We start from the raw sequence: 13,685 nt of genomic DNA on the forward strand, positions 1-13,685 counted from the left end.
GTGACACCGCCGAAATCATCTCATTGTGTAGGAGCATCATAGTGAACGCGATTCTGATCCCCCTGAGCGCCCTGGCCGTGCTCTGCACCAGCCTCACCGCACAGGCCGCCTCCATCATCGACCTGAGCGTGAGTGGCTTGATCACGCCCACGGCCTGCACGCCGGTGTTTGTCGGCGGTGGGCTGGTGGACTTCGGCAAGATCTCACGTAATGACCTCAACCTGACGAAAGGCACACGCCTGCCGCTGCGGTACCTGAGCCTGACCGTCGGTTGCAACAACGCGACACGCTATGCGTTGCGCATGCGTGACAACCGCGACGGCACTGCCCACGTAAACAGCGAGATTTTCTATGGGCTGGGGCTGGATAGAAGCGGCAACAAGCTGGGGGTGTATTCATTGAGCTTCGACCCCAAACAGACCGCCGCCGATGGTTTGCCGGTGATCTACGGGACCGAGTCCACCACCGGCGGCGTGGCCTGGCGCACCTCCAACAGCAATCCCATCGATATCGGTTCCAGGAGCTACCTGGGATTTACCGACCTGGAGGGCAGCACGGCCGGGCCTTCATCGATGCAGAATCTGAGCACCACGGTCAAACTGGAAGCCACCCTCAACGCCCGGCAAAATCTTGACCTCAGCGAGGAGACACCTCTGGATGGTTCGGCGACGCTGGAAGTGGTGTACCTGTGATGCACCTCTTCCACGCCAGGCTTCAAACGCTTTCGCTGCTGACGGCGACGTACCGCGCTCGCCCCGCTCCCAGACCCGCAATAATCGCCCCCAGGCCGAGCACCGCAAAGATCCAGCCCACTGCGTTCCAGCCGCCGGTCCAGTCATGGACCAGCCCGACTGCAAACGGCCCAAGGGACGCCAGTGTGTAGCCAAAGCCCTGGGCCATGCTCGACAGGTTGGCGGCCACATGGGCGTCGCGCGAACGCAGCACGATCAAGGTCAGCGCCAGGCTGAAGGTGCCGCCCTGACCCAGGCCGAGCAAAATCGCCCAGCCCCACAAGCCGTCGAGGGGTGCGTACAGGCAACCGAACAGCCCGCCAAGGGTCAGCAGCATGACCACCACAATTGCCAGGCGCTGGTCCTTGCCTCGGGTGGCTAGCCACGGTGCGGCCAGGGAGCTGAACAATTGCACGATGATGGAGCCCGATAGCGCCAACCCGGCTTCAGTGGCACTCAAGCCGCGGCCGATCAGGATCGACGGCAACCAGCCAAACACGATGTACGACAAGGATGATTGCAGGCCCATGTACAAGGTCACCTGCCAGGCCAGCGGGTCACGCAGCAACCCCTTCACGCGGTAAGCGACGTGATGGGCACCGTGCTTTTGCCCGACTTGCGGCAACCAGAACAGCATCGCCACCAGGGCCGGCAGCGCCCAAAAGCCAAGGCCGATGTTCCAGCTGTCGCCGAAGGCCTTGCTCAGCGGCACCGTGGCACCGGCGGCCAACGCAGCGCCCAGGCACAACGCCATGGTGTAGACGCCCATCATGGCGCCCGCCTTCTTGGGGAAATCGCGCTTGACGATACCCGGCAGCAACACACCGATGACGCCGATGCTCGCACCGGCGAGCAGGCTGCCGGCAAACAGCCCGACTTCACCGACCAAACTGCGCAGGATGATCCCGGCAGCCAACGTCAACAAGATCCCCAGCACCACGCGCTCAGCGCCAAAGCGCCGGGCCAGGACCGGCGCCAGCGGCGCGAACAGGCCCAGGCACAGCACCGGCAAGGTCGTCAGCAAGCCGGCTTTGGCCGCTGACAACCCCAGGCTCTGTGAGACGTCAGCCAGCAGCGGCGCCAGGCTCGACAGCGCCGGGCGCAGGTTCAGCGCCACCAGGATCAGGCCGAGCAACAACAACCATGGGCGGCGCACCAACGGCTGGCTGTGCTGGACAACCTCATCGTCCGCTTCGGCGTCGATCAAGAGTTCGTCGAGTTCAGGTGTGCGCTTGGCTTCAAGGTTCATTGATCAACTGCCGGCAGAGGGATTTGGCGCGTTCCGGGTCTTGGTTTTCCACGGCGTCGAGCAGGGCAATGTGCAGGTCGAATACGGCCTGGCGACGCGGTGAAATGTTCAGGGTCTGGCGCAACTGGGCAGCGACGATGCGGGAGAAATACTGGTACAGCTCGCTCAACGCGGGGTTGTGCGCCGCGTCTACCAGGTGTTTGTGAAACACCAGGTCAGCACTGATGTAGGCCTCCAGATCACCGTGATAAAGCTCGCCGCTGGTTTCGAGCGCCTCGCGCAACGCGTTGAGGTCATCCTCGGTACGGCGCAACGCCGCAAGCCCGACGGCCTCTACTTCGAGAATCTGCCGCGTCTCCTGCGCTTGCTCCAGGGTGCAGTGGGATAACGCACGCATGGCGCCCAGCGGGTCGGTCATGGAACGCAAATAACTGCCGTCGCCCTGGCGGATCTCGATCAAGCCGGAAAACGCCAACACGCGCATGGCCTCGCGCACGGTGTTGCGGCTGATACCTAACTCAGCGGACAGCTCCGGCTCGGTGGGCAGGCGTTCACCGATGGCCCATCGGCCTTCAGTGATGCGCAGGCGTAACTGCTCAAGGGCCTGGTCGACCAGGGAGCGTTTGATCAGCGGGGCGATGTCTGTCATGGGTTCAGCGCTTTCGTCCAATCATAGGATGAATTTTCCTACAGGCTATTCGGAGTTGCCTACAAAGGCAACGCACTAGGGTTCTTGGGTGGGTAAAGGAGCAGTATTTTCGATTGGTAAAATTACCCTTTGAGGGTAATTATGGACTCAGGTGTCTTATGGAAAAGTACACACCTCATTACGATTTGGCGGTGATAAAGGCGGATGTGAGGCGGCTTGGCAGCAGGGCGTTCACGAGGACAGCAAAGGAGTCCGGCGAGAAACTCGGCTTTAGTATCGAGGGAATGCAGATCGTGATTTACGAGTTACAAAACAGGATGTTGTACAAGTCGATGACTGCCTACGGCAATCATCGAATGTGGCAGGACGTGTACCACACGCAAGTGAAAGATCGGGAGATTTACATCAAGGTCACTTACTCCTTAGACGGTGCCCCTCCGGTGATCTCCTTCAAGGAGAAAAACGTATGAAGGTAAAAGATTGCTACATTTGTGGCGCTCCCAGAGGATTGACCTATTTCGAGGGCCGCAGCGAAACCATCAGCATTAAAGGTATGGACCGCCGGGTCGACGAACTTTCAGGGTGGGAGTGCAAAGTATGCGGTGATGGTTTCTGGGACCCAGACAACGACAGTACCGACCGCTACGATGCAGCAAAAGATGCACTGACACTCGCCGCCCGAAAAATGATCGGCACCGAAATGAAACGTACCCGTCGCAAACTGCACCTTACCCAAAAGGAAGCCGTGGAATTACTGTCCGGTGGCGGCCACAACGCATTCTCTCGCTACGAACGTGGCGAGTTGCTTGCCCCTAAACCGTTGGTGCTGCTGATGCGGCTTTTGGATCGTCACCCACATTTGCTTGCGGATGCGAAAATCCTGGCAGAAGGCGCTGATTTGCGTGGCGCCTTCACCTACACCGTGAACGACGAAGCACAAGCACTCAAGGTGTCCTAACCCCAAAAAATAAACCCGGCACCAGGCCTAATGCCAGTCAGTTAAGAAGCAGCATGAGCGAAAAGTAACCCGTGGCGAGGGAGCTTGCTCCCGCTGGGTCGCGAAGCGGCCCCAAAAATGGGGCTGCTGCGCAGTCCAGCGGGAGCAAGCTCCCTCGCCACAGGTACGGTGCTCACCCTTAACTGACTGGCATTAGGCACCAGGCCGGGTTTATCGTTTCAAGCATCGATCAATGCAAAATCTGGCTCAAGAACAACTTGGTCCGGTCATTCTGCGGGTTGTCGAAGAAGTCATTCGGTGCCGCCTGTTCCACGATCTCGCCCTTGTCCATGAAGATCACGCGGTTGGCCACGGTGCGGGCAAAGCCCATTTCGTGGGTCACGCACAACATGGTCATGCCGTCTTCGGCCAGGCCGATCATGGTGTCCAATACCTCTTTGACCATTTCCGGGTCGAGTGCCGAGGTCGGCTCGTCGAACAGCATGATTTTCGGCTTCATGCACAAGGCGCGGGCAATCGCCACACGCTGCTGCTGGCCACCGGACAGTTGCCCCGGAAACTTGTGGGCCTGCTCCGGGATGCGCACGCGCTCCAGGTAATGCATGGCAATTTCTTCGGCCTTGCGCTTGGGCATCTTGCGCACCCACATCGGCGCCAGCGTGCAGTTCTGCAGGATGGTCAGGTGTGGGAACAGGTTGAAGTGCTGGAACACCATGCCGACTTCACGGCGGATCGCTTCGATCTGCTTGAGGTCGTTGGTCAGTTCCACGCCGTCGACCACGATGCGGCCCTGCTGGTGCTCTTCCAGACGGTTGAGGCAGCGGATGGTGGTGGACTTGCCCGAACCCGACGGGCCACACAGCACGATACGCTCGCCCTGCTTGACGTTGAGGTTGATGTCTTTCAACACGTGGAACTGGCCGTACCACTTGTTGACGCCCTGCATCTGGATAATGCCTTCAGGGCTCACAGGCTGTTTGATCGCTTCGCTCATAACAACAACTCCTAACGCTTGTGGCCTGTGTCGAGCTTGTGTTCCAAATGAATGGAATAGCGCGACATACCAAAACAGAAAATCCAGAACACCAAGGCGGCGAACACGTAGCCTTCAGTGGCCATGCCCAACCATTTCGGGTCGGCGGCGGCTTGCTTGACGCTGTTGAGCAGGTCGAACAGGCCGATGATGATCACCAGGCTCGTGTCCTTGAACAGCGCGATAAACGTGTTGACGATGCCGGGAATGACCATCTTCAGGGCCTGCGGCAGAATCACCAGGCCCATGCTGCGCCAGTAACCCAAGCCCATTGCTGCGGCCGCTTCGTACTGCCCTTTGGGAATCGCCTGCAAGCCCCCGCGTACCACCTCGGCCACGTAGGCCGACTGGAACAGGATCACGCCAATCAGTGCGCGCAGCAGCTTGTCGATGCCCATGCCTTCCGGCAGGAACAGCGGCAGCATCACCGACGACATGAACAACACGGTGATCAACGGCACGCCGCGCCAGAATTCGATGAAGGTCACGCAGACCACACGAATCGCCGGCATATTCGAGCGCCGCCCCAACGCCAGCATAATGCCCAGTGGCAAGGCGCCGGCGATGCCAACGGTGGCGATCACCAGGGTCAGCATCAGGCCGCCCCATTGGCTGGTCGCCACGTTGGCCAGGCCGAAGATCCCACCGTGCAGCAGGAAGAAGGCGATGATCGGGTACAGCACCAAAAAGCTCAGCCCGTAGATCGCCTTGCGTTGAAAGCGCGAGACGAACAACGGCGCCACGCCGACGATGGCCAGCCACACGGTCAGGTCTACGCGCCAGCGCAGGTCGCCGGGGTAGTAGCCGTACATGAACTGCCCGAAGCGCTGTTGGATAAACACCCAGCAGGCGCCCTCCTTCGTGCAATCGGCGCGTGTGGTGCCGACCCAGTTGGCGTCGATGATCGCCCAGCTCAGGATCGGCGGGACCACCAGGTAGATCAGGTAGAACGCCAGTAATGTCAGCAGCGTGTTGAGCCAGCTAGAGAACAGGTTGGCGCGCATCCATGCCATCGGCCCGAACACTTTGTTCGGCGGCGGCATATCAGGTTTGAAAGTATGCGTACTCATGGGCGTTTCCTCACCGCTCGATCAGCGCAATGCGCTTGTTGTACCAGTTCATCAGCAGGGAAATGCTGATGCTGATCGCCAGGTACACGCTCATGGTGATGGCAATGACTTCGATGGCCTGGCCGGTCTGGTTGAGTACCGTGCCGGCAAACAGCGAAACCATCTCCGGGTAACCGATACCGGCCGCCAGCGAGGAGTTCTTCGCCAGGTTCAGGTATTGGCTGGTCAGCGGCGGAATGATCACCCGCAGGGCCTGCGGGATGATGACCTTGCGCAGCGTCGGCCCAGGGCGCAGGCCCAGGGAGCGCGCGGCTTCGGTCTGGCCGTGGCTGACGGACTTGATGCCCGACCGCACGATCTCGGCAATAAATGCTGCCGTGTAGACAGTCAGCGCCAGGGTCAGTGCCAGCAGTTCCGGGATGAGTACCCAGCCGCCGACAAAGTTGAAACCTTGCAGCTTGGGCATTTCCCAGTGCAGCGGTGCACCGAAGATCAAGGCGCACAGCGCCGGGATCAGGATGAACAGCGCCAGGCCCGCCCAGAATTTGTGGAAGGGTACGCCGGTTGCTTCGAAGCGTTTGTTGGCCCAACGCGCCATCAGCACGATTGCCACGATGGCGACGACGATGCTGGCCACAAACGGCCAGAAACCGTCAGCGGCAAGCGCTGCCGGCATGTTCAGGCCACGGCTGCTGACAAAGAAGGTATCGCCGAAGTTGTGGCTGTTACGCGGCCCCGGCATGGTCAGGAACACCGCGAAGTACCAGAACAGGATTTGCAGCAGTGGCGGAATGTTGCGGAAGACCTCCACATACACCGTCGCCAGTTTGTTGATCATCCAGTTCGGCGACAGCCGCGCCACGCCGATCACGAACCCGAGCAGTGTCGCCAGGATCACGCCGATAAAGGTCACCAGCAAGGTGTTGAGCAAACCGATCACAAACACCCGGGCATAACTGTCCGATTCGGTGTAGTCGATCAGGTGCTGCGCGATACCGAAGCCGGCACTGCGCTCAAGGAAGTCGAAACCCGAGGTAATGCCTCGGTGTTGCAGGTTGGTCTGGGTGTTATTGAAGAGGTACCAGCCCAGCGAGACCACCGCCACAATCGTGATGATCTGGAAGAGCCACGCACGCACTTTGGGATCGCTGAAGCTGAGCTTCTGCTTTGGTGCGCCGATTTGATTTTGCATGAAGTGCCCCGGAAATAATGGAACAGAACATCACCCGGCGGTTGGCCCACCGGGTGACAGAACCATCAGCGATCAGCGCACAGGTGGTGCGTATTGAATGCCGCCGTTGTTCCACAGCGCGTTCAGGCCACGGTCGATTTCCAGCGGGGTGCTCTTGCCCAGGTTGCGCTCGAACACTTCACCGTAGTTACCGACTTGCTTGACGATCTGTACGACCCAATCTTTCTTCACTTTCAGGTCTTTGCCGTATTCACCGTCAGCACCGAGCAGACGTGCAACGTCCGGGTTCTTGGTGGATTTGGCTTCAGCCTCAACGTTTTTCGAGGTGATACCGGCCTCTTCAGCGTTGAGCATGGCGTAGCCAACCCAGCGCACGATGGCCAGCCACTCGTCATCGCCGTTACGCACGACCGGGCCCAGAGGCTCCTTGGAAATGGTTTCCGGCAGAACCACGTAGTCTTTCGGCGCGGCCAGCTTGCTGCGCTGGGCGAACAATTGGGACTTGTCGGAAGTCAGTACGTCGCAACGACCGGATTCCAGCGACTTGGCGCTTTCATCGGAGGTGTCGAAGGTGATCGGGGTGTACTTCAGGTTGTTGCCACGGAAGTAGTCGGAAACGTTCAGCTCAGTGGTGGTACCGGCCTGGATGCAGATGGTTGCACCGTCCAGTTCCTTGGCACTTTTCACGCCCAGCTTGTTGTTTACCAGAAAGCCAATGCCGTCGTAGTAAGTGATGAAGCCTGGGAATTTCAGGCCCATGCCGGCATCGCGGGAGCTGGTCATGGTGGTGTTACGGGACAGAATGTCGACTTCGCCGGATTGAAGCGCGGTGAAACGCTCCTTGGCGTTCAACTGGCTGAATTTGACCTTGGTCGCGTCGCCGAAAACGGCAGCCGCCACAGCGCGGCAAACATCAGCGTCGATCCCCAGGATCTTGCCGCTGGCATCCGGTACCGAGAAACCCGGCAGGCCGTCACTCACGCCACATTGCACAAAGCCTTTCTTCTGCACGGCGTCCAGCGTGGCGCCAGCTTGGGCGAAACCACTGACACCCAGTACAGCCGCCGCGGAAACGATGGCCAGGGTGGATTTCAATACCTTCATTCAAACCTCCAGTTGCTCTTGTTGTGTCGGAGCTCGAACCTCAGCGCACCCTTATGAGGCGATATCGACCCGTGTTGGCTTTTTTGGGGTCAAGCGGCATGAGGTTGTTGCGATCAATCCAGTTGCTATCCCACAAGCGGCAGTCACTGATAGTGTTACCGTCCTGAGATAGCGCTGACATCGTTCAACACATAGCAAGGCCCGTACCAGAGTGCCGGCTGAGTCGATTCAGCCCACGGTCAATAGAAAAAGATTCAACCGTGCGACATCTTCTTAACAGATCAACCCATCGCGCACCGTTCCGACGCACCCAATCGGAGCGCACGCACATTAATGGAGCAGACATGACCGAACCCTTGATTCTTCAGCCCGCCAAGCCCGCAGACGCCTGCGTAATCTGGTTGCATGGCCTGGGTGCCGATCGCTACGACTTCCTGCCGGTGGCCGAAGCGTTGCAGGAAAGCTTGCTGACCACCCGCTTCGTTTTGCCCCAGGCACCGACCCGCCCGGTGACAATCAATGGCGGCTACGAGATGCCCAGTTGGTACGACATCAAGGCCATGAGCCCGGCGCGGTCGATCAGCCTGGAAGAGCTGGAAGTGTCGGCCAAAATGGTCACGGATTTGATCGAGGCACAGAAGAGAACCGGAATAGACGCTTCGCGGATTTTTCTCGCAGGCTTTTCCCAAGGCGGTGCGGTGGTATTCCACACGGCGTTTCTTAATTGGGAAGGCCCCCTGGGTGGCGTCATTGCCCTCTCCACCTACGCGCCCACCTTCGATAATGAGCTGGAGTTATCTGCCAGCCAGCAGCGCATTCCAACGCTGTGTCTGCACGGCCAGTACGATGAAGTGGTACAGAACGCCATGGGTCGCACGGCGTATGAGCACCTGAAGAGCCGTGGTGTCACCGTGACATGGCAGGAATACCCAATGGGCCACGAAGTGTTACCCCAGGAGATACACGATATCGGCGCCTGGCTGACCGCGCGCCTGGGCTGAAACCCGGCGTTTATGTAGCCGTATGACAGACGCACTACGCCGCGCCCGATTCTTGCATTACACTGGCCGGCGTACATTCCTTAACCAATTAATGAGATCACCGTGCTCAAAGCACTTAAGAAGATGTTCGGCAAAAGCGAGGCTGAGCCGCTCGCGCCTGATTCCAGTGCTCCAACCCCCACGCCCGGCAGCCGCAATGACGGTCAGCAGCCAGGTCGGACCGCACCTGTCACCCCGCCGAAGAAGCCGACCGTGAAGCCGCCTGAACAGGCAGAGCTGGTTGAGGCCGCTCCCGCGCCAGTCGCGCCCAAGCCGCGCCGTGAACGTGCACCAAAACCGCCCGTGATCCCATGGAAACTCGAAGACTTCGTCGTCGAGCCCCAGGAAGGCAAGACCCGCTTCCACGATTTCAAACTGGCCCCCGAACTGATGCACGCCATCCAGGACCTGGGTTTCCCGTACTGCACGCCGATCCAGGCGCAGGTGCTGGGCTTTACCCTCGCCGGCAAAGACGCCATCGGTCGCGCCCAGACCGGTACCGGCAAGACCGCCGCCTTCCTGATCTCGATCATCACCCAGCTACTGCAGACGCCACCGCCGAAAGAACGCTACATGGGTGAGCCGCGCGCACTGATCATCGCCCCGACCCGCGAGCTGGTGGTGCAGATCGCCAAGGACGCCGCCGACCTCACCAAGTACACCGGCCTCAACGTCATGACGTTCGTCGGCGGCATGGACTTCGACAAGCAGCTCAAGCACCTTGAAGCCCGTCACTGCGACATTCTGGTGGCCACGCCGGGCCGCCTGCTGGACTTCAACCAGCGCGGCGACGTGCACTTGGATATGGTCGAAGTGATGGTGCTGGACGAAGCCGATCGCATGCTCGACATGGGCTTTATCCCGCAAGTGCGCCAGATCATTCGCCAGACCCCACCGAAGGCCGAGCGCCAGACCCTGCTGTTCTCCGCGACCTTCACCGAAGACGTGATGAACCTCGCCAAGCAGTGGACCACCGACCCGTCCATCGTCGAGATCGAAGCGCTCAACGTCGCCAGCGAGAACGTCGAGCAACATATCTACGCCGTGGCCGGTGCCGACAAGTACAAGCTGCTCTACAACCTGGTCAACGACAACGGTTGGGAGCGCGTGATGGTGTTCGCCAACCGCAAGGACGAAGTGCGGCGTATCGAGGAGCGCCTGGTGCGTGATGGTGTGAACGCCGCGCAACTGTCCGGCGATGTGCCGCAACACAAGCGCATCAAGACCCTGGAAGGTTTCCGCGAAGGCAAGATTCGTGTGCTGGTGGCCACCGACGTAGCGGGTCGCGGCATTCACATCGACGGCATCAGCCACGTGATCAACTTCACCCTGCCGGAAGTGCCGGACGACTACGTGCACCGCATTGGCCGTACAGGGCGGGCCGGGGCGGCGGGTGTGTCGATCAGCTTTGCCGGGGAAGATGACTCGTATCAGTTGCCGTCAATCGAGACGCTGCTGGGTCGCAAGATCAGCTGTGAGACGCCGCCGACGCACCTGTTGCGCGCCGTGGAACGCAAGCGTCCGTAAGCTGAAATGCGATAAAAAATGTGGGAGGGGGCTTGCCCCCGATAGCAGTGTATCAGTCAACAGAGGTGTTGAATGTGCCACAGTTATCGGGGGCAAGCCCCCTCCCACATTTGATTTCAGCTGATGTTGAGATAGGTGTTCGGCTGGTTATTTCCAGCGATCCGCCGCTGCGTGATCGCTGTGGCGCCCCTCTACCCAGCGCGCGCCCTCAGGTGTGTTTTCCTTCTTCCAGAACGGCGCCCGGGTCTTCAGGTAGTCCATCACAAACGCACAGGCATCAAACGCGGCCTGGCGATGGGCACTGGCGGCGGCAACGAACACAATCGGCTCACCCGGCTCCAGCGCGCCGATGCGGTGCAGCACTTCCAACTTGAGCAGCGGCCAACGCTGCTCGGCCTCCACGGCGATCTTGGCCAACGCCTTTTCGGTCATGCCGGGGTAGTGCTCCAGGAACATCCCCGACACGTCGCGGCCGTCATTGAAGTCGCGCACATAGCCGACAAAGCTCACCACCGCGCCCACGCCGACATTGGCCGCGTGCATGGCATTCACCTCGACGCCCGGATCAAACGCCTGGGCTTGCACACGAATGGCCATGGTCAGCCTCCAGTCACGGGGGGGAAGAACGCCACTTCGTCACCCGCCTGCACCGGCTCATCGAGGCCGCACAACTCTTCGTTGCGCGCGCACATCAGGCTGGTCTCGTTGAGCACTGCAAACTCCGGGTCACTGGCCAGCGCGAGGCGCACAGCATCGACGGTGGCGAACTCGCCCTCCATCTCCAGCGAATCAAGGCCCACAGCCTCTGCGTAACGCGCAAAAAACAATACGTTGATGCTCATGCCTGGTCCGCCTTGAAGTGCCCGCTTTTACCGCCGAGTTTTTCCAGCAGGCGGATACTTTCGATGGTCATGCCACGGTCTACAGCCTTGCACATGTCATAGAGGGTCAGCGCGGCGACGCTGGCAGCGGTCAACGCCTCCATTTCCACGCCGGTCTGGCCGGAGAGCTTGCAGCGCGCCACGATATGCACCGAGTCTGCGCCGTCGGCGCTCAGTTCGACCTTGACGCCGGTCAACATCAGCGGGTGGCAGAGGGGAATCAAGTCACTGGTTTTTTTCGCGGCCTGGATCCCGGCAATGCGGGCCACGGCAAACACGTCGCCCTTGGGGTGGGCGCCGTCGACAATCATTTTCAGGGTCTCGGGCAACATGCGCACGCGCGCTTCGGCCACCGCCTCACGGAACGTCACGGACTTGTCGGTGACGTCGACCATGTGGGCGCGACCTTGGGAATCGAGATGAGTCAGCACAGGGATACTCCTGATCAGGAGCACCGATTGTAAACCTATCGCCGATCAAAATGTGGGAGGGGCAAGTGCCCTCCCACACTGACCGTATTTACAAGTGAGATTCGGCGTATTCGGCCAGAATCGAACGAGGCACCCCTTGCAGCGCGATGTGCACGCCGTTGGGGAAGTCTTTGAAGCGTTCCGTCAGGTAAGTCAGCCCGGAGCTGGTCGCGGACAGGTAAGGGGTGTCGATCTGTGCCAGATTGCCCAGGCACACCACTTTGGAACCGGCGCCGGCACGGGTGATGATGGTTTTCATCTGGTGCGGCGTGAGGTTCTGGCATTCATCGATCAAAATCAGGCTTTGCTGGAAGCTGCGACCTCGGATGTAGTTGAGGGATTTGAACTGCAACGGCACTTTGCTGAGGATGTAGTCGACGCTGCCATGGGTGTTTTCGTCATCCATGTGCAAGGCTTCGAGGTTGTCGGTGATCGCCCCCAGCCACGGCTCCATTTTTTCCGCTTCGGTGCCGGGCAGGAAACCGATTTCCTGGTCCAGGCCCTGCACGCTGCGGGTGGCGATGATGCGGCGATAGCGCTTGGTCACCATGGTCTGCTCGATAGCGGCAGCCAGGGCGAGGATGGTTTTCCCGGAGCCTGCGGCGCCGGTCAGGTTGACCAGGTGGATGTCCGGGTCGAGCAGCGCATACAGCGCTAGGCTCTGGTAGATATCACGCGGTTTCAGGCCCCAGGCTTCCTGGTGCAACAGGGGTTCCTGATGCAGGTCGAGGATCAACAGCTTGTCGACCTGGATCTCTTTGATCCAACCCACGAAGCCTTGTTCGTCGATGATGAATTCATTGATATGCACGGCCGGCAGGTTGTCGATCAGCTGCACCTGGTGCCAGGTGCGGCCATGGTCCTGACGGGTTTCGACCTTGCTGACAAGGTCCCAGAACGAGCCGGTTACGGTGTGATAACCGCGGGAGAGCATCGACACATCGTCGACCAGTTGGTCGGTACTGTAGTCCTCGGCAGCGATCCCACACGCTCGTGCCTTGAGGCGCATATTGATGTCTTTGGTCACCAGCACCAGGCGCAGGTCCTTGTCGCGTGCGTGCAGGTCGATCAATTGGTTGATGATTTTGTTGTCGTTCAGGTTTTCCGGCAGCAGGCTGTTGGGCTCGCTGCGCTTGCTCATCAGGATCGACAGCAAGCCTTTGGGCCCGCTTTTACCGCGCTGGATCGGGACGCCGACCTCGACGTCTTCCGGCGAGGCTTCGCCCAATGTCTTGTCGATCAAGCGGATGGCCTGGCGGCACTCGGCAGCCACGCTGTGGTGCCCGCTTTTGAGTTTGTCGAGCTCCTCAAGCACGATCATCGGAATGGCGACGTGGTGTTCTTCGAAGTTAAGCAGTGCGTTTGGATCGTGGATCAATACGTTGGTATCAAGCACATAAAGGATTGGCTGGTCGGAAGAAGGGTTACGTCCATGATCATCCATACTCGGTCACCTTTGTGGGAGCCAGTCGACGCAATACCTGGGCGGTGCTGCGCCTCGATTCGACCACCGACTGCACCTGAGTGACGTCAAGCGCAGTGCCCACATGAGGAGTCTTGGAAGACGCCACCTGTGCTGCAGGTTTCGGCGATCTGACTTCGTAATACCGCAAAACCCATGACAGAAAAAAGCACTTTGACGTTTTTTTGAAGTTTATTTTTCAGGATGACGAATAGCACTAGCCGAGCACCATGGTCCCCGTTAAAGTCGGAAGTCCGCCTGCATCGAAATGTCGCACAAAATCACCCCACAAATGCCTCATCCCCAACAGGGCCGGGCA

Annotated in this window: 15 protein-coding genes; 5 read left to right on the forward strand and 10 right to left on the reverse strand. The window is 59.7% G+C overall.

The window, feature by feature from the left end; genetic code table 11:
- The first annotated feature begins 41 nt into the window (after positions 1 to 41).
- Positions 42 to 692 carry a DUF1120 domain-containing protein gene (locus BM403_RS06285; protein ID WP_371914002.1) on the forward strand — a complete coding sequence of 217 codons (651 nt, stop codon included), beginning with the start codon at positions 42 to 44 and terminating at the stop codon, positions 690 to 692.
- A gap of 22 nt (positions 693 to 714) precedes the next feature.
- On the opposite strand, the gene BM403_RS06290 is transcribed toward BM403_RS06285, so the two are convergent.
- On the reverse strand, positions 715 to 1,980 hold the full coding sequence (locus BM403_RS06290) for a CynX/NimT family MFS transporter (RefSeq protein WP_093542124.1): 1,266 nt from the start codon (positions 1,978 to 1,980) through the stop codon (positions 715 to 717).
- On the reverse strand, positions 1,970 to 2,629 hold the full coding sequence (locus BM403_RS06295) for a FadR/GntR family transcriptional regulator (protein WP_012722349.1): 660 nt from the start codon (positions 2,627 to 2,629) through the stop codon (positions 1,970 to 1,972). The genes BM403_RS06290 and BM403_RS06295 overlap by 11 nt, the downstream gene beginning before the upstream one ends.
- Positions 2,630 to 2,787: 158 nt before the next feature.
- Between BM403_RS06295 and BM403_RS06300 the strand changes: the two genes are divergently transcribed.
- Together BM403_RS06300 and BM403_RS06305 are read left to right on the forward strand one after the other, a co-directional pair.
- Entirely contained in the window at positions 2,788 to 3,099 is a 312-nt protein-coding gene (locus BM403_RS06300) for a type II toxin-antitoxin system MqsR family toxin (protein ID WP_012722348.1), read from the forward strand.
- Positions 3,096 to 3,587 (forward strand): type II toxin-antitoxin system MqsA family antitoxin, encoded by a 492-nt coding sequence (locus BM403_RS06305; protein WP_012722347.1) that lies wholly within the window; start codon positions 3,096 to 3,098, stop codon positions 3,585 to 3,587. Before BM403_RS06300 ends, BM403_RS06305 begins: the two co-directional genes overlap by 4 nt.
- 229 nt (positions 3,588 to 3,816) lie before the next feature.
- Here BM403_RS06305 and BM403_RS06310 read toward each other — a convergent pair whose 3' ends face one another.
- The 4 genes from BM403_RS06310 to BM403_RS06325 all read right to left on the reverse strand — a co-directional run bounded on the left by BM403_RS06310 (position 3,817) and on the right by BM403_RS06325 (position 7,986).
- On the reverse strand, positions 3,817 to 4,581 hold the full coding sequence (locus tag BM403_RS06310) for an amino acid ABC transporter ATP-binding protein (RefSeq protein ID WP_003171943.1): 765 nt from the start codon (positions 4,579 to 4,581) through the stop codon (positions 3,817 to 3,819).
- An 11-nt stretch (positions 4,582 to 4,592) separates the two neighbouring features.
- Complete coding sequence (locus BM403_RS06315; protein WP_012722346.1) at positions 4,593 to 5,690, reverse strand: amino acid ABC transporter permease; 1,098 nt, start codon at positions 5,688 to 5,690, stop codon at positions 4,593 to 4,595.
- A gap of 10 nt (positions 5,691 to 5,700) precedes the next feature.
- Positions 5,701 to 6,882: an amino acid ABC transporter permease gene (locus BM403_RS06320; protein ID WP_046034359.1), complete on the reverse strand. Its 1,182-nt coding sequence runs from the start codon at positions 6,880 to 6,882 to the stop codon at positions 5,701 to 5,703.
- A gap of 72 nt (positions 6,883 to 6,954) precedes the next feature.
- Positions 6,955 to 7,986: an amino acid ABC transporter substrate-binding protein gene (locus BM403_RS06325; RefSeq protein ID WP_010212954.1), complete on the reverse strand. Its 1,032-nt coding sequence runs from the start codon at positions 7,984 to 7,986 to the stop codon at positions 6,955 to 6,957.
- A gap of 344 nt (positions 7,987 to 8,330) precedes the next feature.
- Between BM403_RS06325 and BM403_RS06330 the strand changes: the two genes are divergently transcribed.
- Both BM403_RS06330 and rhlB read left to right on the forward strand, forming a co-directional pair.
- Positions 8,331 to 8,987: an alpha/beta hydrolase gene (locus tag BM403_RS06330; RefSeq protein WP_012722344.1), complete on the forward strand. Its 657-nt coding sequence runs from the start codon at positions 8,331 to 8,333 to the stop codon at positions 8,985 to 8,987.
- A gap of 96 nt (positions 8,988 to 9,083) precedes the next feature.
- Positions 9,084 to 10,553: an ATP-dependent RNA helicase RhlB gene (gene rhlB, locus BM403_RS06335; RefSeq protein WP_043204814.1), complete on the forward strand. Its 1,470-nt coding sequence runs from the start codon at positions 9,084 to 9,086 to the stop codon at positions 10,551 to 10,553.
- A gap of 147 nt (positions 10,554 to 10,700) precedes the next feature.
- Here rhlB and moaE read toward each other — a convergent pair whose 3' ends face one another.
- The 4 genes from moaE to BM403_RS06355 form a co-directional block, all read right to left on the reverse strand.
- Positions 10,701 to 11,150, reverse strand: coding sequence for a molybdopterin synthase catalytic subunit MoaE (gene moaE, locus BM403_RS06340; RefSeq protein ID WP_012722342.1), 450 nt, complete (start codon positions 11,148 to 11,150; stop codon positions 10,701 to 10,703).
- Positions 11,151 to 11,152: 2 nt separating this feature from the next.
- Positions 11,153 to 11,395 (reverse strand): molybdopterin converting factor subunit 1, encoded by a 243-nt coding sequence (moaD, locus tag BM403_RS06345; protein ID WP_012722341.1) that lies wholly within the window; start codon positions 11,393 to 11,395, stop codon positions 11,153 to 11,155.
- Entirely contained in the window at positions 11,392 to 11,865 is a 474-nt protein-coding gene (gene moaC, locus BM403_RS06350; RefSeq protein ID WP_046034357.1) for a cyclic pyranopterin monophosphate synthase MoaC, read from the reverse strand. Before moaC ends, moaD begins: the two co-directional genes overlap by 4 nt.
- A gap of 88 nt (positions 11,866 to 11,953) precedes the next feature.
- Entirely contained in the window at positions 11,954 to 13,348 is a 1,395-nt protein-coding gene (locus BM403_RS06355; protein WP_012722339.1) for a PhoH family protein, read from the reverse strand.
- Between the last annotated feature and the right edge of the window lie 337 nt (positions 13,349 to 13,685).

The sequence above is a fragment of the Pseudomonas sp. OV546 genome, assembly GCF_900116845.1.
GTDB classification, from domain to species: Bacteria; Pseudomonadota; Gammaproteobacteria; order Pseudomonadales; family Pseudomonadaceae; genus Aquipseudomonas; species Aquipseudomonas petroselini.